Annotated in this window: 21 protein-coding genes and 1 riboswitch; of the genes, 17 read left to right on the forward strand and 4 right to left on the reverse strand. The window is 65.7% G+C overall.

Annotated elements, in window-relative coordinates; all coding sequences use genetic code 11:
- The first annotated feature begins 65 nt into the window (after nt 1-65).
- From HGR_RS09830 to HGR_RS09855, 6 genes are read left to right on the forward strand one after another with little or no spacing between them, the layout of a single operon-like run.
- Entirely contained in the window at nt 66-1,967 is a 1,902-nt protein-coding gene (locus HGR_RS09830) for an ABC transporter permease (protein WP_006298078.1), read from the forward strand.
- Nucleotides 1,964-2,740: an ABC transporter ATP-binding protein gene (locus tag HGR_RS09835; protein WP_006298079.1), complete on the forward strand. Its 777-nt coding sequence runs from the start codon at nt 1,964-1,966 to the stop codon at nt 2,738-2,740. Before HGR_RS09830 ends, HGR_RS09835 begins: the two co-directional genes overlap by 4 nt.
- Nucleotides 2,737-3,465 (forward strand): ABC transporter ATP-binding protein, encoded by a 729-nt coding sequence (locus tag HGR_RS09840; RefSeq protein WP_006298080.1) that lies wholly within the window; start codon nt 2,737-2,739, stop codon nt 3,463-3,465. The genes HGR_RS09835 and HGR_RS09840 overlap by 4 nt, the downstream gene beginning before the upstream one ends.
- 47 nt (nt 3,466-3,512) lie before the next feature.
- The gene (gene pncA / locus HGR_RS09845) at nt 3,513-4,232 is read left to right on the forward strand and encodes a bifunctional nicotinamidase/pyrazinamidase (protein ID WP_039853128.1); all 720 of its coding nucleotides are present in this window, start codon (nt 3,513-3,515) and stop codon (nt 4,230-4,232) included.
- 23 nt (nt 4,233-4,255) lie between these two features.
- A complete protein-coding gene (locus HGR_RS09850) occupies nt 4,256-4,756 on the forward strand; it encodes a (2Fe-2S)-binding protein (RefSeq protein ID WP_006298082.1) in 501 nt (166 codons plus the stop codon).
- The gene (locus HGR_RS09855) at nt 4,753-8,493 is read left to right on the forward strand and encodes a molybdopterin cofactor-binding domain-containing protein (RefSeq protein WP_006298083.1); all 3,741 of its coding nucleotides are present in this window, start codon (nt 4,753-4,755) and stop codon (nt 8,491-8,493) included. Before HGR_RS09850 ends, HGR_RS09855 begins: the two co-directional genes overlap by 4 nt.
- 8 nt (nt 8,494-8,501) lie before the next feature.
- Here HGR_RS09855 and HGR_RS09860 read toward each other — a convergent pair whose 3' ends face one another.
- Nucleotides 8,502-8,930 (reverse strand): hypothetical protein, encoded by a 429-nt coding sequence (locus HGR_RS09860; RefSeq protein ID WP_006298084.1) that lies wholly within the window; start codon nt 8,928-8,930, stop codon nt 8,502-8,504.
- A gap of 196 nt (nt 8,931-9,126) precedes the next feature.
- Here HGR_RS09860 and HGR_RS09865 point away from each other — a divergent pair, with 196 nt between their 5' ends.
- The 4 genes from HGR_RS09865 to metF all read left to right on the forward strand — a co-directional run bounded on the left by HGR_RS09865 (nt 9,127) and on the right by metF (nt 12,904).
- Nucleotides 9,127-9,654, forward strand: coding sequence for a globin family protein (locus HGR_RS09865; protein ID WP_006298085.1), 528 nt, complete (start codon nt 9,127-9,129; stop codon nt 9,652-9,654).
- A gap of 39 nt (nt 9,655-9,693) precedes the next feature.
- Nucleotides 9,694-9,796: riboswitch (S-adenosyl-L-homocysteine riboswitch) on the forward strand.
- A gap of 75 nt (nt 9,797-9,871) precedes the next feature.
- Nucleotides 9,872-11,299 carry an adenosylhomocysteinase gene (ahcY, locus tag HGR_RS09870; protein ID WP_006298086.1) on the forward strand — a complete coding sequence of 476 codons (1,428 nt, stop codon included), beginning with the start codon at nt 9,872-9,874 and terminating at the stop codon, nt 11,297-11,299.
- Nucleotides 11,299-12,054: a TlyA family RNA methyltransferase gene (locus HGR_RS09875; protein ID WP_006298088.1), complete on the forward strand. Its 756-nt coding sequence runs from the start codon at nt 11,299-11,301 to the stop codon at nt 12,052-12,054. Before ahcY ends, HGR_RS09875 begins: the two co-directional genes overlap by 1 nt.
- 10 nt (nt 12,055-12,064) lie before the next feature.
- Nucleotides 12,065-12,904 (forward strand): methylenetetrahydrofolate reductase [NAD(P)H], encoded by an 840-nt coding sequence (gene metF / locus HGR_RS09880; RefSeq protein ID WP_006298090.1) that lies wholly within the window; start codon nt 12,065-12,067, stop codon nt 12,902-12,904.
- A 62-nt stretch (nt 12,905-12,966) separates the two neighbouring features.
- On the opposite strand, the gene HGR_RS09885 is transcribed toward metF, so the two are convergent.
- Nucleotides 12,967-13,848: a 23S rRNA (adenine(2030)-N(6))-methyltransferase RlmJ gene (locus HGR_RS09885; RefSeq protein WP_006298091.1), complete on the reverse strand. Its 882-nt coding sequence runs from the start codon at nt 13,846-13,848 to the stop codon at nt 12,967-12,969.
- 223 nt (nt 13,849-14,071) lie between these two features.
- Here HGR_RS09885 and rplM point away from each other — a divergent pair, with 223 nt between their 5' ends.
- The 6 genes from rplM (at nt 14,072) to mdtD (ending at nt 18,433) form a co-directional block, all read left to right on the forward strand.
- Nucleotides 14,072-14,500: a 50S ribosomal protein L13 gene (gene rplM, locus HGR_RS09890; RefSeq protein ID WP_006298092.1), complete on the forward strand. Its 429-nt coding sequence runs from the start codon at nt 14,072-14,074 to the stop codon at nt 14,498-14,500.
- Nucleotides 14,501-14,511: 11 nt separating this feature from the next.
- Nucleotides 14,512-14,904, forward strand: coding sequence for a 30S ribosomal protein S9 (gene rpsI / locus HGR_RS09895; protein WP_006298093.1), 393 nt, complete (start codon nt 14,512-14,514; stop codon nt 14,902-14,904).
- Nucleotides 14,905-15,141: 237 nt separating this feature from the next.
- Complete coding sequence (locus tag HGR_RS09900) at nt 15,142-15,876, forward strand: DUF6776 family protein (RefSeq protein ID WP_319946212.1); 735 nt, start codon at nt 15,142-15,144, stop codon at nt 15,874-15,876.
- A 70-nt stretch (nt 15,877-15,946) separates the two neighbouring features.
- A complete protein-coding gene (locus HGR_RS09905) occupies nt 15,947-16,345 on the forward strand; it encodes a bactofilin family protein (protein WP_006298095.1) in 399 nt (132 codons plus the stop codon).
- 169 nt (nt 16,346-16,514) lie between these two features.
- The gene (gene erpA / locus HGR_RS09910) at nt 16,515-16,892 is read left to right on the forward strand and encodes an iron-sulfur cluster insertion protein ErpA (RefSeq protein WP_006298096.1); all 378 of its coding nucleotides are present in this window, start codon (nt 16,515-16,517) and stop codon (nt 16,890-16,892) included.
- 101 nt (nt 16,893-16,993) lie between these two features.
- Complete coding sequence (gene mdtD / locus HGR_RS09915; RefSeq protein WP_006298097.1) at nt 16,994-18,433, forward strand: multidrug transporter subunit MdtD; 1,440 nt, start codon at nt 16,994-16,996, stop codon at nt 18,431-18,433.
- 55 nt (nt 18,434-18,488) lie between these two features.
- On the opposite strand, the gene HGR_RS09920 is transcribed toward mdtD, so the two are convergent.
- Both HGR_RS09920 and HGR_RS09925 read right to left on the reverse strand, forming a co-directional pair.
- Nucleotides 18,489-19,631 (reverse strand): anhydro-N-acetylmuramic acid kinase, encoded by a 1,143-nt coding sequence (locus tag HGR_RS09920; protein WP_006298098.1) that lies wholly within the window; start codon nt 19,629-19,631, stop codon nt 18,489-18,491.
- Nucleotides 19,632-19,653: 22 nt separating this feature from the next.
- Nucleotides 19,654-21,138 carry a M23 family metallopeptidase gene (locus tag HGR_RS09925; RefSeq protein WP_006298099.1) on the reverse strand — a complete coding sequence of 495 codons (1,485 nt, stop codon included), beginning with the start codon at nt 21,136-21,138 and terminating at the stop codon, nt 19,654-19,656.
- A gap of 321 nt (nt 21,139-21,459) precedes the next feature.
- Between HGR_RS09925 and tyrS the strand changes: the two genes are divergently transcribed.
- On the forward strand, nt 21,460-22,707 hold the full coding sequence (gene tyrS, locus HGR_RS09930) for a tyrosine--tRNA ligase (RefSeq protein WP_006298100.1): 1,248 nt from the start codon (nt 21,460-21,462) through the stop codon (nt 22,705-22,707).
- Nucleotides 22,708-22,789 lie beyond the last annotated feature (82 nt).

A 22,789-nucleotide genomic window follows, 5' to 3' on the forward strand; every position in this document is an offset into this window, starting at 1 on the left:
CGCCACCGCCGCGCCCGGGCGCTCCCCGAGCGCGGCGGTGTTCTCCTACGCCCACGGATGCCCGCATGAGTTTTTCCGGTTTCGTCGTCCAGTTGCTCAATGGCTTGGCCAGCGCGTCGTCGCTGTTCCTGGTGGCGGCTGGCCTGTCGCTGATCTTCGGTGTCACCCGCATCGTCAACTTCGCGCATGGCTCCTTCTTCATGGTGGGCATCTATGTCGCCTACTCGTTGGTCGACAAGTTCGCCGACAGCCTGGGCTTCTGGCCTGCGCTGGTGGTGGCGGCGCTGGTCGTTGGCGCGCTCGGCGCGCTGATCGAAATCCTGCTGCTGCGGCGCATCTACAAGGCGCCCGAGCTGTTTCAATTGCTGGCCACCTTCGCGCTGGTGCTGGTGATCAAGGACGTGGTGCTTTACCTCTGGGGCCCGGACGAACTGCTGGGGCCGCGCGCGCCGGGTTTGCGCGGCGCGGTGACCATCCTCGGACGGCAGTTCCCCGCGTATGACCTGTTCCTCATCGTCGTTGGGCCAGTGGTGCTCGGCCTGGTGTGGCTGCTGCTGACGCGCACGCGCTTCGGCACGCTGGTGCGCGCGGCCACGCAAGACCGTGAAATGGTGAGCGCGCTGGGCGTCAACCAAGCCTGGCTGTTCACGGCCGTGTTCGCGCTGGGAGCCTTCCTGGCCGGCCTGGGCGGCGCGCTGCAACTGCCGCGCGAACCCGCCACGCTGGAGATGGACCTGCACACCATTGGCGCGGCCTTTGTCGTGGTGGTGGTCGGGGGCATGGGTTCGCTGCCCGGTGCCTATGTCGCCGCGCTGCTCATCGCCGAGATCAAGGCGGTGTGCATCTGGCTCGGCGTCGTGGATCTGTTCGGGTTGCAGATTTCGTTTTCCAAACTCACGCTGGTCGTGGATTTCCTGGTGATGGCGGCCGTGCTCGTGTGGCGCCCCTGGGGCCTGATGGGCAAGCCGCAGGCCGCGAGCCGTTATGTCGGCATGCAGGAGGAACCCCTGCGCCGTCCGGGCCCCGCTTACCTCACTGCGGCGGTCGTCTTCGCGCTGGCGCTGGTGGCCGTGCCCGTGCTCGCGCCCGACTCCCCGTACACGCTGGTGCTGCTGATCGACTTGCTGATCGCCGCGCTGTTCGCGGCCAGTTTGCACTTCATCATGGGACCGGCGGGCATGCATTCCTTCGGCCACTCGGCCTACTTCGGGCTGGGGGCTTACGGAGCGGCCCTGCTGGTGCGCGCCAGCGGTCTGCCGATGGAGGTGGCGCTCATCGTCGCGCCCGTGGCGGCAGCGCTCGGCGCGCTGGTGTTCGGCTGGTTCGCGGTGCGTCTCTCGGGCGTGTACCTGGCCATGCTCACGCTGGCCTTCTCGCAGATCACCTGGGGCATCACCTACCAGTGGGACAGCTTCACCGGTGGTAGTAACGGTTTGACCGGTGTCTGGCCATCGGACTGGCTGTCCGACAAGCGCGCCTATTACTGGGTCACCTTGGCGCTTGTGGGCATCGGCGTGTGGTGGCTGCGGCGCGTGCTGTTCTCGCCCTTCGGCTACGCGCTGCGCGCGGGGCGCGACTCGGCGCTGCGCGCCGACGCGATCGGCATCGACGCCAAGCGCATGCAGTGGACGGCCTTTGTCGTAGCCGGGGCGGTGGCCGGCCTGGCGGGCGCGCTGTTCGCGTTCTCCAAAGGCAGCATTTCGCCCGAGAGCCTGTCGGTGAGCAAGTCGGTGGATGGTCTGGTCATGGTGCTGCTTGGCGGCATCCAGACCCTCGCGGGACCGGTGGTGGGCGCGTTCACATTCACCTGGCTGCATGACACCGTGGCCCGCAACACGGATTACTGGCGCGCCATGCTCGGCGCCATCATCCTCATCTTGGTGCTGCTTTTCCCGCAGGGCCTCGCCGGCTTCGCGAAGCAGGCGTTCGACAGACTCCGTGGCCGCGGCGCGGAGGTGAAGTCATGAGCAGCACGAAACCCCTGCTGCAGGTCAGCAACCTGGGCAAATCCTTCGGCGGCGTGAAGGCCGTGGACGGTATCCACTTCAACCTCGCAGCCGGCGAACTGCTGGCGCTCATCGGTCCCAACGGCGCGGGCAAGACGACGACCTTCAACATGGTCAACGGCCAGCTGCCAGCCGACCAGGGTTCCATCCGCCTGGGCGGGGAGGAGCTCGTGGGCCGCAAGCCGCGCGACATCTGGCGACTCGGCGTGGGCCGCACCTTCCAGATCGCCGAGACCTTTGCTTCGCTGACCGTGGTGGAGAACGTGCAGATGGCGCTGCTGTCGCATGACCGCCAGCTGTTTTCGATGTGGCGCCGCGCTGCCGACTACCGGCGCGACGACGCGCTGAATCTGCTCGACCAGGTGGGCATGAAGTCGCAGGCCGACCGGCCTTGCAGCGTGCTCGCCTACGGCGACGTCAAGCGCGTGGAACTCGCCATCGCGATGGCCAACGCGCCCAAGCTGCTGCTGATGGACGAGCCCACGGCCGGCATGGCGCCCAAGGAACGCAATGAACTGATGGCGCTCACCAAGCAGCTGGTGGTGAGCCGTGGCATGGCGGTGCTCTTCACCGAGCACAGCATGGACGTGGTGTTCGCCTATGCTGACCGCATGATCGTGCTGGCGCGCGGTCGACTCATCGCCGAAGGCAAGCCGCTCGACATCCGCGACCATCCGAAGGTGCAGGAGGTTTACTTCGGCACCGGCAAGACCTTCGAAAAGGAGGCCGCATGAACGACGTCCTGCTCAAGGCCAAAGGCCTCGCGGCCTGGTATGGCGCCGCGCAAATCCTGTTCGACGTCGACCTCGAAGTGCGGCGCGGGGAAGTCGTTGCGCTCATGGGGCGCAACGGCGCGGGCAAATCCACCACGCTCAAGGCCCTCATCGGCATGCTGGCACGCCGCCGCGGCTCGATCGAATTCATGGGCCATGACATTTCTCGTGGTGAACCGCACCATGCCGCGCGTCTGGGCCTCGGTTTCGTGCCGGAAGACCGCCGCGTGTTCACCGACCTCACGGTGATGGAAAACCTCGAAGTTGGCAGGCAGGCCGCGCGCCGCTGGCCCGATGGCAGCGACGCGCCGCTGTGGGTGGCCGAACGCCTGTTCAAGCTCTTCCCCAACCTCGGTGAAATGCCCGGCCGTCCTGGCGGCCGCATGAGCGGCGGCGAGCAGCAGATGCTCACCGTCGCGCGCACGCTCATGGGCAACCCCTTCCTCGTGCTGCTCGACGAGCCGTCCGAGGGCGTGGCGCCGGTCATCGTGGAGCAGATGGCGCAGATGATCCTCGAGCTCAAGTCGCAGGGCGTGAGCATCCTGCTGTCCGAGCAGAACATGCATTTCGCGGAGCTGGTGTCCGACCGGGCCTACGTGCTCGAGAAAGGCCAGATCCGCCACGAGGCCCCGATGACCGAGCTCGCCGCCAACGAGGAAGTGCGGCGGGCCTACCTCAGCGTCTGATGGTTTTCTTCAACCCAGGAGCACACAGCATGGATACCCCGAATCTGATGAATCGCAGAAACCTGATCAAGGCCGCGGCCGCGCTGGGCGCGGTCGGTGGTCTCGGCGTGGCGGCGCCACTGATGGCCGCGGGCAAGATCAAACCCAAGGCCAATTCGGCGCTGATCGTGGTCGATGTGCAGAACTGCTTCGTCGACGGCGGCACGCTGCCGGTCAAGGGCGGCGCGGACGTGGTGCCTGTCATCAACGCCATGGCACCCGCCTTCGAGAACATCGTCGTCACGCAGGATTGGCACACCGAAGGCCATGCCTCGTTCGCGAGCACCTATGGCGGCAAGAAACCGTTCGAGACCACCAAGCTGTCCTACGGCTCCCAGGTGCTCTGGCCTGACCACTGCGTGCAGGGAACCGACGACGCCGCGCTGCACAGCGGCCTGAAACTGCCGACGGCGCAGCTCATCATCCGCAAGGGATTCCACAAGAGCGTGGACAGCTATTCCGCCTTCGAGGAGGCCGACCGCAAGACCACCACGGGCCTGGCGGGCTACCTCAAGGCGCGGGGCATCAAGACCGTGTTCGTCACCGGTCTGGCCACCGACTTCTGCGTGGCCTGGACCGCGATGGACGCGCGCAAACTCGGCTTCGAGGTCTACGTGATCGAGGACGCGACGCGCGCGATCGACCTCAACGGTTCGCTCGCCGCGGCCTGGAAGCAGATGCAGGCCCAAGGCGTCAAGCGCATACAGTCTGCCGACATCGCAGTCTGAACGCGGGCCTGGCGTTTCTTGCGATGCACGCCCCGTCACCGCCCTCACTCAGGCTGTGCGTCAATGGCGCGGTGCATGAGGTGGGGGTCGCGCCCACCGCGCCGCTGCTCGCGGTGCTGCGCAACGACCTGGGGCTCAACGGTCCCAAGTACGGCTGTGGCCTGGGCGAGTGTGGCGCCTGCACTGTGTTGATCGACGGCGTGGCGGCACGCGCCTGCGTCATTCCCGCCGGTGGCGTGGTGGGGCGGGAGATCACCTCGCTCGAAGGCCTGGGCACGCGCGCCATGCCGCACCCCGTGCAGCGGGCCTTCATCGATGAGCAGGCAGCGCAATGCGGCTACTGCCTCAACGGCATGGTCATGATGGCGGCGGCGCTGCTGGCGCGCGACCCGTGTGCCGATGAGGCCGCGATCCGCCGGGAACTGTCGGGCAATCTGTGCCGCTGCGGCACGCATGTGGAAATCGTGCGCGCCGTGCTGAGGGCGGCAACCAACGTCGCACCATCCGGAGCTCACACGCCATGACGCGCCGCGCCGATGCGCCGTTGACGCGCGCCGACTTTCACGCAGCACGCGGTGTCCTGCTGGTCACCCGCCATCCACCGCCTCCGCCCGTGCCGGTGCCCGGGCAGCCGGCCGCCGTGCCGGCCAATCCGGCCGAGGGCGTCGAAATCCTTGTGGCAGTGTGGGACGACGGCAGCGTGACAGCGCTCCATGGACACGTGGACCTGGGCACCGGTATTCGCACGGCGCTCACGCAGATCGTGGCCGAAGAGCTGGACGTGCCGATGGACCGGGTGAACATGGTGCTGGGCGATACCACGCGCGCGCCCAACCAGGGCGCGACCATCGCGAGCGCGTCGATCCAGATCCATGCGGTGCCGCTCAGGCTGGCGGCTGCGCAGGCGCGGCACTGGCTGCTCGCGCGAGCCGCGGCGCGGCTGCAGGTCGATGTCGCTGGCCTGGCGGTGCGGGAGGGCGTCGTGCACGACGCGGCCGGCGGGCGCTCGATCACCTACGGTGAACTGGTGGGTGGGGATCATGTCGAGTTGAGTCTGGACCCGGGTACGCCCGTCAAGCTGCCCGCCGACTACACGCTCGTCGGCACCCGCGCGCCGCGTGTGGACCTGGTGGCCAAGGCCACCGGTGAACTGGTCTTCGTGCATGACATGCGCGTGCCCGGCATGCTGCATGGCCGTGTCGTGCGGCCGCCGTACGCGGGCGCTGACCATGGGGACTTCATCGGCAACACGCTCGAGTCGGTGGACGAATCGTCGATCGCGCATATTCCGGGCATCCGCGCGGTGGTGGTGATCCGCGATTTCGTCGGTGTCGTGGCCGAGCGCGAGGAAGATGCCGAGCAGGCCATGCGCGAACTGCGCGTCGCCTGGAGATCCTGGCCGGGTCTGCCGCCGCTGGACGACCTCGCGCAGGCGCTGCGCACCCAGCCTTCCACGCCGCGGCGGCTGGTGGACGAGGGCGACGTCGACGCGGCGCTCGCGGGTGCGGCGCAGGCCATGCCGCGCACCTACGTCTGGCCATATCAGATGCATGCCTCGCTCGGTCCGTCGTGCGCGGTGGCCGACTGGCGCGCGGACGGCGAAGGCGGCGCGGCGCGCATGACCGTGTGGGCCGGCACGCAGAACCCGCACGTGCTGCGCGCCGACCTCGCGCGCCTGATGGGCATGCCCGACCTTTCGATCGACCTGATCCGCATGGAAGCCGCGGGCTGCTACGGTCGCAATTGTGCGGACGACGTCGCCGCGGACGCCGCGCTGCTGTCGCGCGCTGCGGGCGCGCCGGTGCGGGTGCAGCTCACGCGTGAGCAGGAAAACGCCTGGGAACCCAAGGGCGCGGCGCAGCTGATGCAGGTGCGCGGCGGACTCAACGCGGACGGATCGATCGCGGCCTATGACTTCGAGACCTCCTATCCCTCCAATGGTGCGCCCACGCTGGCCTTGCTGCTCACGCGCGTCATCGAGCCGCTGGCGCAGGCCTATGAGATGGGTGACCGCACGGCGCGCCCGCCCTACACGCTGGACAACCTGCGCGTCACGGTCAACGACATGGCGCCCATCGTGCGCGCATCCTGGCTGCGCGGCGTGTCCGCCCTGCCCAACAGCTTTGCGCACGAGTCCTACTTCGACGAACTGGCCACCGCCGCGGGTGAAGATCCGGTGGCTTTCCGCCTGCGGCATTTGCAGGACGCGCGCGCGGCGGAGCTGGTGCGTGCCACGGCCGAGCGCGCGGGCTGGCGTGTGCATACCGGGCCGAAGCAGGGGCCGCAGGCAGGTGGTGAGGGCGACATCGTCAGCGGCCAGGGCTTCGCCTATGCGCGCTACGTGCACAGCAAATGGCCAGGCTTCGGCGCCGCCTGGGCCGCGTGGGTGGCCGACGTGGACGTCAACCGCAGAACCGGCGAAGTACAGGTCCGGCGCGTGGTGGTGGGACATGATGCGGGCCTGCTCATCAATCCGGCGGGCGTCGAGCACCAGGTGCACGGCAATGTGCTGCAGACGACGAGCCGTGCGCTCAAGGAACAGGTCGGCTTCACCGCCGGCGAGCGCCCGCCCGCGCAGTCGGCGCGCACGGTGCCCGTGCCGCAGGCGCCGCCGGTGCAGAACCTCGAATGGGGCGCTTACCCGATCCTGAGTTTTCGCGACGTGCCGGTGATTGAGGTCTTGCACATGCCGAGGCCGGACGAACCTTCGCTCGGTGCCGGTGAATCGGCGTCGGTGCCTGGCACGGCGGCTATCGCCAACGCCATCTTCGACGCGACGGGCGTGCGTCTGCGTCAGCCGCCGTTCACGCCGGAGACGGTGCGTGCGGCGCTGCAGTCTTCCGTTGAGCCGCAAGGCGGTGACGCGGGCGCGCAGGCGCGGCCGGCGCCTTGGCCGGCCTCGGGCGGGACTGGAACCGAGACTCGTTGGCCATGGGGCGCGATGCCGCCCCGAACGCGGGGCTGGCTGGCGCGAGGGCTGACGATGACGGCGGGCGTGCTCGGGCTCGGTGCGGCACTGCTCGGCTGGCGGCCGGCCATCGCGCCGGTGGCGCCGTCAACTTCTTCACCCTACAGCGCTGCCACGCTGGAAAAGGGCCGCCGGCTCGCCGCTGCCGGCGACTGCGCGGTCTGCCACACGCAGTCGGGCGGCACGGTCAACGCCGGAGGGCGCGCCCTGCGCACGCCTTTCGGCACGATCTACAGCACCAATCTCACACCCGACGTCGAGACGGGCATCGGTCTGTGGTCCTTCAGCGCCTTCCAGCGCGCGATGCGTGCAGGCATTTCCCGCGATGGCCGTCACCTCTACCCGGCGTTTCCGTACACCGCGTTCGCGAAGACGAGCGACGAGGACCTGGAGGCGCTGTACGCCTACCTGATGGCGCAGCCCGCCGCGCGCGCCCCCACGCCAGCGCCGGAGCTGACTTTTCCCTTCAACGTGCGTCCCCTGATGGCGGCCTGGAACGGCCTGTTCCATGACCCCGCGCCCTACCAGCCCGTGACGACGCAGACGCCCGAATGGAACCGGGGCGCCTACCTCGTCAATGGCCTCGGGCACTGCAGTGCCTGCCATACGCCGCGCAATGCCTTCGGTGCCGAAAAATCCGGCGAACCCGCCTGGTTGTCCGGCGCGTTCATTGATGGCTGGGAAGCTCCAGCGCTCACCGCGCTGTCGCGCGCGCCGATGCCCTGGACGAGGGAGGATCTCTATGCCTACCTGCGCCAAGGCTACAGCCGCAACCATGGCACGGCCTCGGGGCCGATGGCACCGGTGATCGAGGGCTTGCAGGCCCTGCCGGACGCCGACATTCGCGCGATGGCGACCTACCTCGCTTCGTTCAATGTTCCGGCGGCCGGAGAGTCTGGTTCAACGCCCGCGCCTCACGCTGAGGCATGGGTGGCCGCGGCGCAAACCGCTGCGCCACCGCCTGGTGCCGGGCAGCGGATCTTTGACGGCGCCTGCGCGGCCTGTCACCACGATGGCGACGGCCCCCGACTGCTGGGCGTCAATGTTCCGCTCGCGCTCAATACCAATCTGCACAGCGACCGTCCGGACAATCTGCTGCGCGTGATCCTCGATGGCATCCGCGAACCGGCCACGCGCGACATCGGGTTCATGCCGGGATTCCGCCATGCGTTCAGTGATGCGCAGCTCGCCGAACTGGCTGGGTACATGCGCGCGCGTTTCGCGCCGGACAAACCGGTCTGGCGCGATTTGCCGGCGCAGGTGGCCCGGCTGCGTCAACTGCCCCCGCACTGACGCCGCGCTCAACGCTCCGGTGCCTTGTCCTGTACTTGCGCGTGCAGCGCCGCGATCACGTCGCGCACGGTCTTGCGCGCGTCCGCTGGCAGCGCTTGGTAGCGCTTGAGCATTTCGCGGTCCTGCATGGACAGTTCACCCCAAGGCGAGGCTGGTTCGCGCACGGCGCGCGTGCCGCCGCTGTCGAGGCCAAAGCGCAACTCGTCAGGGCTCACTTGCAGCCAGTCGGCCAAAGCTCGCAACTTGTCCTGCATCGGGATGGACACGCCCAGCAGCCAGTTGCGCGCGGTGTGCGGGGTGATGCTGCGGCCCCAGTAACGCAGATTGAACTCGTTGGCCACGACCGTCGGCGAGACCTTGATTCCGGCGGCGGCGAGGGCTTGTCGCAGGCGGGACGCAAAGGCCTGGGCTTCGGTGGCGTGTGGAGTGGGGGCCATGCCGCGAAAGGTAGGAGCAAGGCCGTTCAGAAAATCTATTTTTAATCACAAAAATTGTTAGAGTTGATCAATAATTCATGACGGACATTCAGGGGCGACGCAGCGATGTAGTTTTGGAGGGAATATGGCGGTGGGCGAAACATGTCAGAGTCAGGGCGCTCCGGGTGGGGGTCTCTGGCACGCACAACTGCCCGCCATGAGGGACCTGGAAGAACGAGAAGTGCGGCGCATACGTGAGACCCTGTCCGCGCGACTGCCTCGCTGGCAGCCCAGCCCGCAGGTTCGGCAGGCCGTGGCCCGGGCGATACGGGAGGCCGGTGACCGGCTGCTGCACGATTTTTACGCGATGCTGCGCTCCCGCGTGGACCTGGATGGCCTGATGCCTCACCCAGCACGCCGACACCTGCATGGCTTGGTTTGGCGCTGGCTTGCGCGGGTGACGCGCGCCGAACAACCTTGGTTGGATACCGCCTCCAGTGATCTTTTGCGACGCATCGGTGAACTTTGTGGGCACCACCGGGTGCCCATGGACATGGTGTCCGTGGGCATTTCACAGTTCGGTCATGGGCTCACGATGCAACTCACCGACGCAACTTTGAAGCGCACGGACATGCTGGCGGCCGGGCATTACATCGGCAGCCTGACCCAGCTGGCCCAAGAACGGCTGACCCGGGCCGTTTTCCGTTGGAGAGAGGGCGAAGCGTTCCCGCGCAACGCCGTTTAAGCCGGATGGCATCGTTTCGTGCGCGCGTTACAATCTGCAGCGTTCGAGGAGCGTTGCAGCCCTTGCGCCTGTCCCGCAGGCCCAGAGGTGAGGCTCGAACCCCAGGGCGGCAGGCCCTGCCTTCCAACTGCGCTCACCCACCGGTCGTCGTGGTGTGAGGTCTTCCCCGCGCGCGGCGGCTCCGGTGGTGTTCAACCGCTACAGCCTTGGAGTTCCCATGAATGCCGTCCTCAAACCCGCCCACGATCACGCCATCCGTGACCTGTCCCTTGCCGCCTGGGGCCGTAAGGAAATCAAGATCGCTGAAACCGAGATGCCTGGCCTGATGGCCATCCGTGAAGAGTTCACCAAGAGCCAGCCGCTCAAGGGTGCGCGCATCACCGGCAGCATCCACATGACCATCCAGACCGCCGTGCTGGTGGAAACGCTGCAGGCCCTGGGCGCCAGCGTGCGCTGGGCCTCGTGCAATATCTTCTCCACGCAGGATCACGCCGCCGCCGCGCTGGTGGAAAAGGGCACCCCGGTGTTCGCCCACAAGGGTGAAACGCTGGCCGAGTACTGGGACTTCACCCACCGCATCTTCGACTTCGGCCCCAAAGGCGCCGCCGACGAAGGCCCGAACATGATCCTCGACGACGGCGGCGACGCCACGCTGCTGATGATCCTGGGCCAGAAGGCCGAGAAGGACCCGTCGGTCATCAGCAAGCCCACCAGCGAAGAAGAAACCTGCCTGTTCGCCGCCATCAAGGCGAAGCTGGCGGTGGACCCGACCTGGTACACCCGCAAGGCCAGCCAAATCATCGGCGTGACCGAAGAAACCACCACCGGCGTGCACCGTCTGAAGGAAATGAGCGCCAAGGGCACGCTGCCCTTCCGCGCCATCAACGTGAACGACTCGGTGACCAAGAGCAAGTTCGACAACCTCTATGGCTGCCGCGAATCCCTCGTCGATGGCATCAAGCGCGCCACCGACGTGATGATCGCTGGCAAGGTGGCCGTGGTCGCCGGTTACGGTGACGTGGGCAAGGGCTCGGCCCAGGCCCTGCGCGCCCTGTCCGCGCAAGTGTGGGTGACCGAGATCGACCCCATCAACGCCCTGCAGGCCGCGATGGAAGGCTACAAGGTCGTGACCATGGAGTACGCCGCCGACAAGGCCGATATCTTCGTGACGACCACGGGCAACAAGTCCATCATCACTCACGACCACATGGTCAAGATGAAGGACCAAGCCATCGTCTGCAACATCGGCCACTTCGACAACGAGATCGACATCGCCTCGATCGAGAAGTACAAGTGGGAAGAGATCAAGCCCCAGGTCGACCACGTGATCTTCCCGGACGGCAAGCGCATCATCATGCTGGCCAAGGGGCGCCTGGTGAACCTGGGCTGCGGCACGGGCCACCCGAGCTTCGTGATGTCCAGCTCCTTCGCCAACCAGACCATCGCGCAGATCGAGCTCTACACCCAGCCGCAAAAGTACACGCCGGGCCAGGTCTACGTGCTGCCCAAGCACCTGGACGAGAAGGTCGCCCGTCTGCACCTGAAGAAGGTCGGCGCCATGCTGACCGAGCTGACGGACGAGCAGGCGGCTTACATCGGCGTGCCCAAGCAAGGCCCGTACAAGCCCGACACCTACCGCTATTGATGCGCATCGACCAGCTTCTGGTCCAGCGCCAACTCGCCAGCACCCGCTCCCAGGCCCAGCGCCTGATCGCGGGTGGGGTGGAGTGGCTGCACGGGGATGCGTGGAAACGCGTCGTCAAGAACGGTGACGAGGTGCCGGACAGCGCGGAGTTGCGCCTGCTCGACGACGCCGAAGCACGGTATGTTTCGCGGGGCGGCCTCAAGCTGGAGGCCGCGCTCCGGCATGTGCGCATGTCGGTGCAAGGGCTGAACTGTCTCGATGTGGGGCAGTCCACCGGCGGTTTCACCGATTGCCTGTTGAAGGCCGGCGCGGCGCGGGTGGTGGGGCTGGACGTGGGGCAGGCGCAGTTGCACGCGCAGCTGCGCGAAGACCCGCGCGTGCTTTGCATTGAGGGGCTCAATGCGCGGGACGCAGCTGCCGTTGCGCAGGCCATGGACGGTGAGGCGCCGGAGGGAGGTTTTGACCTCCTTGTGGCAGACCTGTCCTTCATTTCGCAGACCCTGGTGCTGCCGGCAGTGGTGCCATGGCTCAAGAGTGGCGGGCATCTGCTGACCCTGGTGAAGCCGCAATTCGAGTTGCAGCCGGGGCAGGTGGGCAAGGGTGGCATCGTGCGCGATGCCGCGTTCTACCCCTTGATTGAGCAGCGTCTGCGTGATACCTGCGCGTCCCTGGGGCTGGCCGTGCAAGACTGGTTAGACTCCCCCGTCGAAGGCGGGGACGGGAACCATGAATTTTTCATCCACGCGATCAAATGAAGAGGCCCTGATGAGCCCGCAACAATTTCCTCTGAGCATCGAGTTCTTCCCGCCCAAGACGCCCGAGGGCGTGGAGAAGCTGCGCGCCGTGCGCCAGCAGCTGTATGCGCTGAAGCCCGAGTTCTGCTCGGTCACCTACGGCGCGGGTGGCTCCACGCAGGAGGGCACATTTGCCGCCGTGAAAGAAATCCTGGCCGAGGGCCGGGACGCGGCGTCGCACATTTCCTGCATTGGCGCCACCCAGGCCACCATGCGCGAGAACCTGGCGGCGCTGAAGGCCATGGGGGTGAAGCGCCTGGTCACGCTGCGTGGTGATTTGCCCAGCGGGTATGGTGCCGGGGGCGAGTTCCACTACGCCAGCGATCTGGTGGCGTTCATCCGCGCCGAAATGGGCGATCACTTTCACATCGAAGTCGCGGCCTATCCCGAGGTGCATCCGCAGGCCCGCTCGCCCGAGGCCGATCTGCAGGCTTTCGTGGCCAAGGTGAAGGCGGGCGCGGATTCGGCCATCACCCAGTACTTCTACAACGCCGATGCCTACTTCCGCTTTGTGGAAGACGCCGACGCGCTGGGCGTGACCGTGCCCATTGTGCCGGGCATCATGCCCATCACCAGTTCCACACAGCTCATGCGCTTCAGCGACGCCTGCGGCGCGGAGATCCCGCGGTGGGTGCGCTTGCGCCTGCAGGCCTATGGTGATGACACGGCCAGCATCAAGGCGTTTGGGCTGGATGTGGTGACTGCCTTGTGCGAACAGCTGCGCGCCGGTGGCGCGCCCGCCTTGCATTTCTACAGCATGAACCAGAGCGCGGCCACGCTGGAGATCACTCAGCGGCTGGGTCTGATCTAAGGCTGCCGCGCATCCCGGCCCGGCAAGACGGCGATGCACTGACTCTGTTGAGGGTGTCAGTCTCAGTGCGCTGTGCTTTCAAGCGTGTAAGCGGCGTTGCGGTCCTGTCCCAGCAACTCAACGAGTTGGGGCAAGGCAGATTTCAAGGCGCCTTGCAGGGTGTGCGGAGGATTGACGATGAACATGCCGCTGGCAGGCAAGCCGGTGGCGTCTTTGCCCGATTTGACGGTCAGCGTGGCGTGCAGCCAGGGCTTGCCCGCCTGGTTGGACAGGGTCCGCAGGCGCCGCGGCAGCTCATGGGCCTCCGGGCGCGGAATGATGGGATGCCAAATGGCATAACAGCCGGTCGCGAAACGCTTCAACCCATCTGCGAGCAGGCCGGCCACGCGTGCATAGTCGGTTTTGATTTCGTAGCTCGGGTCGCACAGCAGCAGGGCGCGGCGTGAGGGTGGCGGCAGAAATTGGTTCACGCAACCGAAGCCGTCTTCCCTCAGCACGGCAATCTGTCGCTCCGCGTTCAGTTGGGCGATGTTGGCCGCCAGTGCCTTACCGTCGGTCGGATGCAGCTCAAAAAGCTTGAGCCGGTCCTGCTCGCGCAGCAGGCGATGCAGGACGAAGGGGGAGCCTGGGTAGACCTTGGGGGTGCTGGATTGCGCATAAGCCGCGCCCGGATTGAACTCACCAATCAGTGCCAAGTAATGCCGAAAAATTTCCGGGAGTGAGTCCACGCCAACATTCATCAGTTTGGCAATGCCGAAGGCAGCCTCGCCACTGGTTTGGGCGTAATCCCCATCCAGTCGGTACAAGCCCGCCCCGGCATGGGTGTCGATCACCGTGAGCGCGGTCTCTTTCTGGGTCAAATGACGCGTGATCGCGATCAAGATGCTGTGTTTGAGGACGTCGGCGTGGTTGCCGGCATGGAAGGCGTGGCGGTAGCTGAACATGGCCACCCGATGTTAACTGCCTGGCGCTCTCGGAATTTGTATAATGGCAGGCTTCGCAGCGCTTTTGTGGCCCCGCGGCGAAGGCTGTCGATGCAAAGCCTGCGCACCTCAAGGTGTTCATGTTGACGCATCGGCTCAGACATCACCACCTAAGAGGCTCCCGAAAGAGGAGCACCGACCGTGGAAAAGGGCCCGCCAAACCATCCTCCAAGAGAGAAAACTCATGACTACGTTCAGCGCCAAGCCCGCTGACGTGACGCACGAGTGGTTTGTGATTGACGCCACCGATAAGGTGCTCGGACGTGTCGCCAGCGAAGTGGCACTCCGTCTGCGCGGCAAGCACAAGGCCATTTACACGCCTCACGTCGATACCGGTGATTTCATTGTTGTCATCAACGCTGCAAAGCTGAAGGTGACCGGCACGAAGTCGCTCGACAAGATTTATTACCGTCACTCGGGCTACCCGGGCGGCATCACCGCCACCAACTTCCGTGATTCGCAGGCCAAGCATCCTGGCCGCGCGCTCGAGAAGGCCGTCAAGGGCATGCTGCCCAAGGGCCCGCTGGGCTACGCCATGATCAAGAAGCTCAAGGTCTATGGCGGCGCCGAGCATCCGCACAGCGCGCAGCAACCCAAGCCGCTGGCCATCTGAAGGAGTCCGAAATGATTGGTGAATGGAACAATGGCACGGGCCGTCGCAAGTCCAGCGTCGCGCGCGTGTTCCTGAAGAAGGGCTCCGGCAAGATCACGGTCAATGGCAAGGACATCGCCGAGTACTTCGGCCGTGAAACCTCCATCATGATCGCGAAGCAGCCCCTGGTGCTGACCAACCATGTCGAGACCTTCGACATCCAGGTCAATGTGCACGGCGGCGGCGAATCCGGCCAAGCTGGCGCGACGCGTCACGGCATCACCCGTGCGCTGATCGACTATGACGCGGCGCTGAAGCCCGCCTTGTCGCAAGCTGGTTTCGTGACGCGCGATGCGCGCGAAGTCGAGCGCAAGAAGGTCGGTCTGCACTCCGCGCGTCGTCGCAAGCAGTTCAGCAAGCGCTGATCCGCATCGTGTCCTGCCTATGCCCCCATCCCTATGTGGGGTTGGCGTCGGTGGGAACATGATGAGCGCAGTTGTCAGAGCCGTATGCCCATGGATGATCTCGTCTCCACAGTGGATGTCGGGGTCGGTCATGCGTGTGTCATGAGCCTGACAATCTGTTGCAATCTAAAGGCCGCCCGGGCTTCGATCCGGCGGCCTTTTTCTTTGCGCGGCTGCTAGACTTTTCCCCCTATGCGAATGCGTCTGCTACTTCGGCGTCTGACGGTGAGCGCACCGCGCATGTCCGTGCGCAGCTCACTGCCCTGGCCTCTGCGTTGGGTGATTGCCGCTGTGACGTTCGGCTTCTGCGCCGCCATCGGCCTGTGGGCTTTCGAGTTCGGTCGCGACATCGCTGGCATCGAAGGCGGCAGCGCGGGCTACGTGGAGAAACTGGAGCAGCAGCTCTCCGAGTTGCGCGGCCAAGCCCGCTCCATGAAAGACGAGCGTGACGAGGCGCTGGCCAAGGCGAACACGGCCTCCACCCTGATGGCGGCCGAGCAGGCCGCTCAGGAGCGTCTGTCCGAACTCAACAGGCAGCTGGAGGCGGATAATCAGCGCTTGCGCGATGATCTGGGTTTCTTCGAGCGTCTGATCCCAACGGAAGGCGGGTCTGAATCTCTCGCGATTCGCGGACTGCAAGCCGTCGTGCAGCAAGACGGTCAGGGGCAGCAGGTCAAATGGCAGGTGCTGGTGATTCAGCCCCAGAAAAACGCGCGGGAGTTCAGCGGTCAGTTGGAAGTTCAGTTCATCGGCGTGCAGTCAGGGCGGCCGTGGTCGGCGCCCTTGCCGCAAGGTCCGCAGCCTATCCGCTTGCGTCAATACGCACGCGCCGAGGGAACCTTCCAATTGCCTCCAGACACCGAGATCAGGAGCATTAGCGCGAAGGTCATGCAGGGCGACGCGGTGCGCGCGGAGCAGTCAGTCAAGTTGTAATCTGAATTAGCAAGGATGTGGCCGCGCGGTGCGCGTCTCATGCCGAGTTTCTGAGTAGAAAGTTGTTCCCATGTTCAGCAAGCAAAAACCCCCGGCCATCCGCAGCTTGATTGCCGACGGAAATCACATCGAAGGTCATGTGCACTTTCGCGACGGTCTGCGCGTGGACGGCACCATCGTCGGCAACGTGCGTGCCCGCGAGGAAGACAGCAGCATCCTGGTGATCTCTGAAACCGCGTCCATCCTCGGCGAGGTGCACGCGGATCACGTGATCGTCAACGGCACGATCAAGGGCCCGGTCTATGCCCGTCAGATGCTGGAGCTGCAGCCCAAGGCGCGCATCGAAGGCGATGTGTTCTACACCGCCCTGGAAATGCACCAGGGGGCGATCATCGCCGGCCTGCTGCGTCCCACGCCCTCCATGCTCGAAGACAAGCCTGCCCTCAAGCTGGCCGCCACCGGCAACTGAGCCGCTGGCATCTGAGTGATCGGTTCCTGCTGAGCGCAGGCCACCGCGCACAGCCTCGGAAGGCTTCGCCAGCGGTGTGGGTTTGCGTCTCGGGCGCCGCCGGGAGTGATCGTTGGGTGTACCATCTCAGCCCTGTTACTGAACAACTTCCTGTCTGAAGGAGTTTTCCATGAGCGCTGTTGCCGAATCCGTCCAAACCGATGCCGTGAGCGAGATGCCCGCGCCGATCCTCTTCACCGACAGCGCGGCGGCCAAAGTCGCTGATCTGATCGCCGAGGAAGGCAATCCGGATTTGAAGCTGCGCGTATTCGTCCAGGGTGGCGGTTGTTCCGGCTTCCAGTACGGCTTCACCTTCGACGAAGTGGCCAACGAAGACGACACCACGATGACCAAGAACGGTGTGTCCCTGCTGATCGATGCGATGAGCTACCAGTACCTGGTGGGGGCCGAGATCGATTACAAGGAAGACCTGCAAGGCGCGCAGTTCGTGATCAAGAATCCGAACGCCACCACCACCTGCGGTTGCGGATCGAGCTTCTCCGCGTGAGTACCCCCCCCCGCCGCTGACATGCAAGGCCACCTCCGGGTGGCTTTTTGCTTTTGGCTCGATGGCGCAGCGGCTTCTCTCCTTTTCCTGGTTTTAACTCCATGAGCACTGTCACTCCTGCTGCCGCTCCCAAGGAAGCGGAACTGCGCGCCCTGCTGTGGCTGGTGGCGGTGGGGTTCTTCATGCAGACGCTGGATGCCACCATCGTCAATACCGCGCTGCCCGCGATGGCACGGAGCTTGGGTGAAAGCCCCTTGCGCATGCAGTCCGTGGTCGTGGCCTATTCGCTGACCATGGCGATGTTGATCCCGGCCTCAGGTTGGCTGGCGGACCGCTTTGGATTGCGCCCGGTGTTCCTGAGCGCCATCGTGCTCTTTTCCGCCGGATCGCTGCTGTGCGCGATGGCCAACAGCCTGAGTCTGTTGGTGGCCGCGCGCGTGCTGCAAGGTCTGGGCGGGGCGCTGCTGCTGCCGGTGGGCCGGCTCGCGGTGCTCAAGACCTTCCCGCGCGAGCGCTTTCTGCAAGCCATGAGCTTCGTGGCCATTCCTGGGCTCATCGGCCCGCTGATCGGCCCCACGCTGGGCGGCTGGATCGTGGAGGCGGCGACCTGGCACTGGATTTTCTTGATCAATTTGCCCGTGGGCCTGCTCGGCGGTCTGGCGACCTTGCGCTATATGCCCGTGGAGCGCAACGCGGCATTGGCCGGTTTCGATTTGACCGGCTACCTCCTGCTGGCTTTCGGGATGGTGACCCTTTCCCTTGCGCTGGACGGCCTCTCCGGCTTGGGTCTGCGCCAAGCCGGTGTGCTGGTCTTGATGATCTTCGGTCTGGCCAGTCTGACGGCTTATTGGATGCACGCCTTGCGCCACCCCGACCCGCTGTTTTCTCCCCACCTGTTTGGCGTGGCCTCCTTGCGCATAGGGCTGCTGGGCAATCTGTTCTCGCGCCTGGGCAGCGCTTGCATGCCCTTGATGATTCCGCTGCTGATGCAGGTCACGATGGGCTACTCGCCCTTGCAGGCGGGTTTGATGATGCTGCCCGTCACCCTCGCGAGCATGGTGATGAAGCGCCCCGGCACTTGGCTGCTCACGCGTTTCGGTTACCGCCGTGTGCTCGTGTGCAACACCTTGCTGGTTGGCCTGGCGACCGCAAGTTTCGCGATGACCACCCTCGACCAACCTGTGTGGCTGCGCGTGGTCCAACTCATGGCGTTTGGCGCGGTCAACTCCATGCAGTTCACGGCCATGAACACACTCACCCTCAAGGATTTGGGCCCCGCCATGGCCAGCAGTGGCAACAGTCTGCTGTCGATGGTGCAGATGCTGGCCATGGGCATGGGTGTGGCCGCCGCAGGGGCTGTGCTGGCGGCGTTCACCGGCTATTTCGGCCCCGTGGAAGCAGCGGCTGCCCTGCCGGCGTTTCGCGGTACTTTCGTCTGCATGGGGCTCATCACCATCGCCTCGGCGGCGATCTTCTGGCAGCTGTCTGACTTGGAAGCGCCCGCTGCCCGGGCCCGGCACGAACCTGCGGAGATGGAGTAGGGGCGCATGCGCTGAGCGCCTAGGTGCCACGGAGTGTTTCCCGAGGGCGGGGGCGTCAAACCGGGTAAATGGCCCCCAGCACGCGCGCATGCCGCGCACCGGTGACACGCGTGACATTGCCAGTTTCACCGGCCAAGCATTGACGCGCCAGCCAGGCAAAAGCCGCTGCTTCCACCTGGAGGGGCGGTAGGCCCGCGGATTGCGTGCTGGTGACGGTCGTTCCGGGCAGTCGGTCACGTAGACGCCGCATGAGGTCGTCGTTCAACGCGCCGCCACCACAAACGTACAGGGTATGGCAGGCTGGTGCATGTCGCCGCAGATCCGTGGCGCAGGTGAGTGCCGTCAGCTCGCTCAAGGTCGCTTGCACATCCACGGGCGCGATCTGCGGATGTCGTGCCAGCCGCGACCGCAGCCAATCGGCATGGAACAGGTCGCGGCCCGTGCTTTTCGGGGGGGCGAGCCGGAAAAAGGGTTCGTCCAGCAGATCCCGCAGCAAGGCATCGTGGACTTGTCCGCTGGCGGCCCAGCGACCCCCAGCGTCATAAGGCTGGCCTTGATGCAACTGACACCAGGCGTCGAGCAGGGCATTGCCTGGCCCGCAGTCGAACCCTCCCACGGTGTCGGCCTCCAGCAGGCTGAGGTTGCTCATGCCGCCAATATTGAGCACCGCCACCGACTCACCAGAATCAGGTGCTGGGCCAAAAACCGCGCGATGGAAAGCCGGCACCAGCGGTGCGCCCTGCCCCCCCGCGGCGACGTCACGGCTGCGGAAGTCCGCCACCACCGTGATGCCCGTCAGTTCGACCAGCAGCGCTGGGTTGTTGAGTTGCAGGGTGTAGCCCGTGCCGCCGGCGCCTTCGTGACGGGAGCCGGGTTGATGGCGCACGGTCTGGCCATGCGCGCCGATGGCCCGCACCGCTGTCGGGGCCACACCAGAGCGCTGCAACAAGTCTTCCACCACGGCTGCGTAGACCCGCACCAAGCGGTTCGCGGCCAATGCGGCACGGTGTAGTTCATCCCGTCCTTCGGGGGTGTTCAGCGCGAGCAACTCGGCGGCCAGCGCATCGGGCAGCGGGTGCGCCGCGTGGTGCAAGACGCGAACCGCGTTCTTGCCGGGTTGGGCCGTGATCTCGGCCAGCACGCCGTCCACGCCGTCGAGCGAAGTGCCTGACATCAGGCCGATGAACAGAGAACTCATGAGAAGAAAGTGGCAGTTGGGCTCAACGCGAGGCCAGCAGCTGGGCGGAAGCCAATTGCCGACGGGCCTGTAGCGCGACTTGATCGAAGGCGGGCCGGTTCGCCGCGGACACCGGCGGCGCCGCTTCACTGCGGCGCACGATCAGCAGCGGGTTCTGGTGCTGACCGTTGATGCGGAACTCGTAATGCAGGTGCGGGCCCGTGGCCCAGCCGGTGGCGCCACTGGCCGCGAGGGTCTGGCCTTGCGCGATGCGCTGGCCATGCCGCACCAAGATGCGACTGAGGTGAGCGTACAGAGTCTGGTGTCCGTTGCGGTGCCGCAGGATCACCACCTTGCCGTAGCCGCCTTGCTCGCCCGCGAATTCCACCACCCCGTCGCCCACGGCCCGCACCGGCGTGCCGATGGGTGCGGCGTAGTCCACGCCAAGGTGCGCGCGCCAGGTCTTGAGGATGGGATGAAAGCGCATGCGAAAACCACTGGTCACGCGCGAGAAGGCCAGTGGCGACGCCAGGTAAGCGCGCTTGAGGCTTTGGCCGTCCAGGCTGTAGTAACCGCTGCGTCCGTTGGTCTGGGTCGGCTGTCCCACGACGAGCAGCTCCGGCTGGTCAGTGTTCGGCTCGGTGAACCAGACCGCCTGGTAGGCCTTGCCGGCATTGATGAACTCGGCGCTCAGCACCCGGCCCGCGCGCAGAGGCTCCCCGTCGCCCTCCAGCATTTCATAGACCACGGCGTAGCGATCGCCCTCTCGAAGGTCGCTGTGGAAGTCGATGTCGGCGGAGAAGATTTCCGCCAGCTGCACGGCCACGGCGTCTGGAATCCCGGCCTGATCGGTCGAGGCGAAGAGCGAGCTGTCGATGACGCCGCTGGCCATGCGCAGCGAGGCCGTGAGCATGGCTTTTTCCAGGCGGGAGCTGAAGCCATCGCCTGATCGCTCGATGATCAGGCGCTCGAAGCTGCCATCGTCGCTGGGGCTCCAGCGCGCGGTCAACTTCAGCAAGGTATTGCGTTCGCTGGCTTCCACGCTCAGCAGTCGGCCCGTGCGTCCCAGCAGGTGACGGTGCGTGAGGATGTCCCGTTTCAGAAAGGCGGCGGCTTGCGTGTCGTGAATGCCCAGGCGGTGCAGCAGGCCTTCGGCCGTGTCTTGGGCCCGCGACAGCTCGGAGCGATAAACGCTGAAACGGTGCCCGTCAACCCGTTGCGAAGGGCCCGCTGTCGACTCGTCAAGGGGCGCTGGCGCAGGGGCTGCAAAGGGCGAGACAAAAGGCAGGGCTTGGACTTCGGCGGTGACCTGCTGCACGGGCAGCCGAGCCGGATCAGGTGCCAAGGACACCACCACCGCCGCCACCGCGTAAGCACCAGCGCCCAGACCCAGCGCGGCCAGGCTCACCGCGAGGGCCACTGGCGCCCAGCGCCGCTGCGAGTCTTGCGTCCAACGGCCGCGCGTCAGCCGCGCGCGGGCACGCAAGGAACGCGGTAGGCGCTGGAGCATGGAGAGCAGGACGGACATCGGGGACGCAATGACTGGACGAGGGCTATGGGATGGTTGCCATTAAATGGTCGCTATTGGATGCGGATGCGGATGCGTACGACTAGGCCGGATGGGCAGGCGCGTTTGCAGAAGCTCGCAAAGGTCGGGCCGGTCTCTGACCGGCGCGGTCGATCCGGCTCCGGGGTGCCGCCGCCAGGCTGAGGCGCGAGCGTGCGGCACGTAAAATCGGCCGCTTCGACGGTCTGCCCTTTTTCCATTCTCGGGCCCGCCGTCGCGAGCTCCAGTTTGGCGCGCGACGAGTATATCGGTCCCTTTGGAACGGGCTGTAGAAAAATCCTTATGAACACCTCCTCTCCCGCTGCTCCCTTTCCCGTCACCGACCGCGTGCGCGAAGCTTTGGCCGTGACCCGGCGCGGCTGCGAGGAGCTGATTCCCGAGGATGACTGGGTCAAGAAGCTGTCCCGGTCCGAGGCCACGCATACCCCGCTGCGCATCAAGCTGGGCTTGGATCCCACCGCGCCGGACATCCACCTGGGCCACACCGTGGTGCTCAACAAGCTGCGCCAACTCCAGGACCTGGGGCACCAGGTCATCTTCCTGATCGGCGATTTCACCAGCCTGATCGGCGACCCCTCGGGCCGCAACAGCACGCGTCCGCCGCTCACGTCGGAGCAGATCAAGGCCAACGCCGAGACCTATTACAAGCAGGCCAGCCTGGTGCTGGACCCGCAACGCACCGAGATCCGCTACAACAGCGAATGGTGCCTGCCCTTGGGCAGCATGGGCATGATCCAGCTCGCCGCCAAGTACACGGTGGCGCGCATGATGGAGCGCGACGATTTCACCAAGCGCTACCAGGCGGGCACCCCCATCAGCGTGCATGAATTCCTCTACCCGCTGATGCAGGGCTATGACTCGGTGGCGCTCAAGTCCGACCTGGAACTCGGCGGCACCGACCAGAAATTCAACCTGCTCATGGGCCGCCACCTGCAGCAGGAGCATGGCCAAGAGCCCCAGTGCATCCTGACCATGCCCTTGCTCGTCGGCCTGGACGGCGTGGACAAGATGTCCAAGAGCAAGCACAACTACATTGGCATCAGCGAAGACGCCAACACCATGTACGCCAAGGTGCTGTCCATCAGCGACGTGCTGATGTGGGACTGGTACACCTTGCTGTCCTTCAAGTCCTTGGCCGAGATTGCCGCGCTGAAAAAGGAAGTGGAAGCCGGTCGCAATCCCAAGGACGCCAAGGTGGCCCTGGCCAAGGAAATCACCACGCGCTTTCACGGCGCGGCGGCAGCCGAAGCCGCGGAGCAGGACTTCATCAACCGCAGCAAGGGCGGCATCCCCGACGAGGTGGAGGAACAGACCCTGGCGCTCGAAGGCGGCGCGCCCGTGGGCATCGCAGCCTTGCTCAAGCAGGCGGGGCTTGTGGCCTCGTCTGGCGAAGGCAACCGCCTGATCGACGGCGGCGGCGTGCGCGTGGATGGCAATACCGTCAGCGACAAGGGCTTGAAACTCGGCGCCGGGGTGTATGTGCTGCAGGTCGGCAAGCGCAAGTTCAAGAAGGTCACGCTGAGCGCGTGATGAGGTTTCGGGTGTCCTGGGCCATTGCGGCGCCTCTGCAAACCATGGCCGCGCCGGGAACAGGACCTCGCTTCATATAATC

This window comes from Hylemonella gracilis ATCC 19624 (assembly GCF_000211835.1).
In the GTDB taxonomy this organism is placed as follows: domain Bacteria; phylum Pseudomonadota; class Gammaproteobacteria; order Burkholderiales; family Burkholderiaceae_C; genus Hylemonella; species Hylemonella gracilis.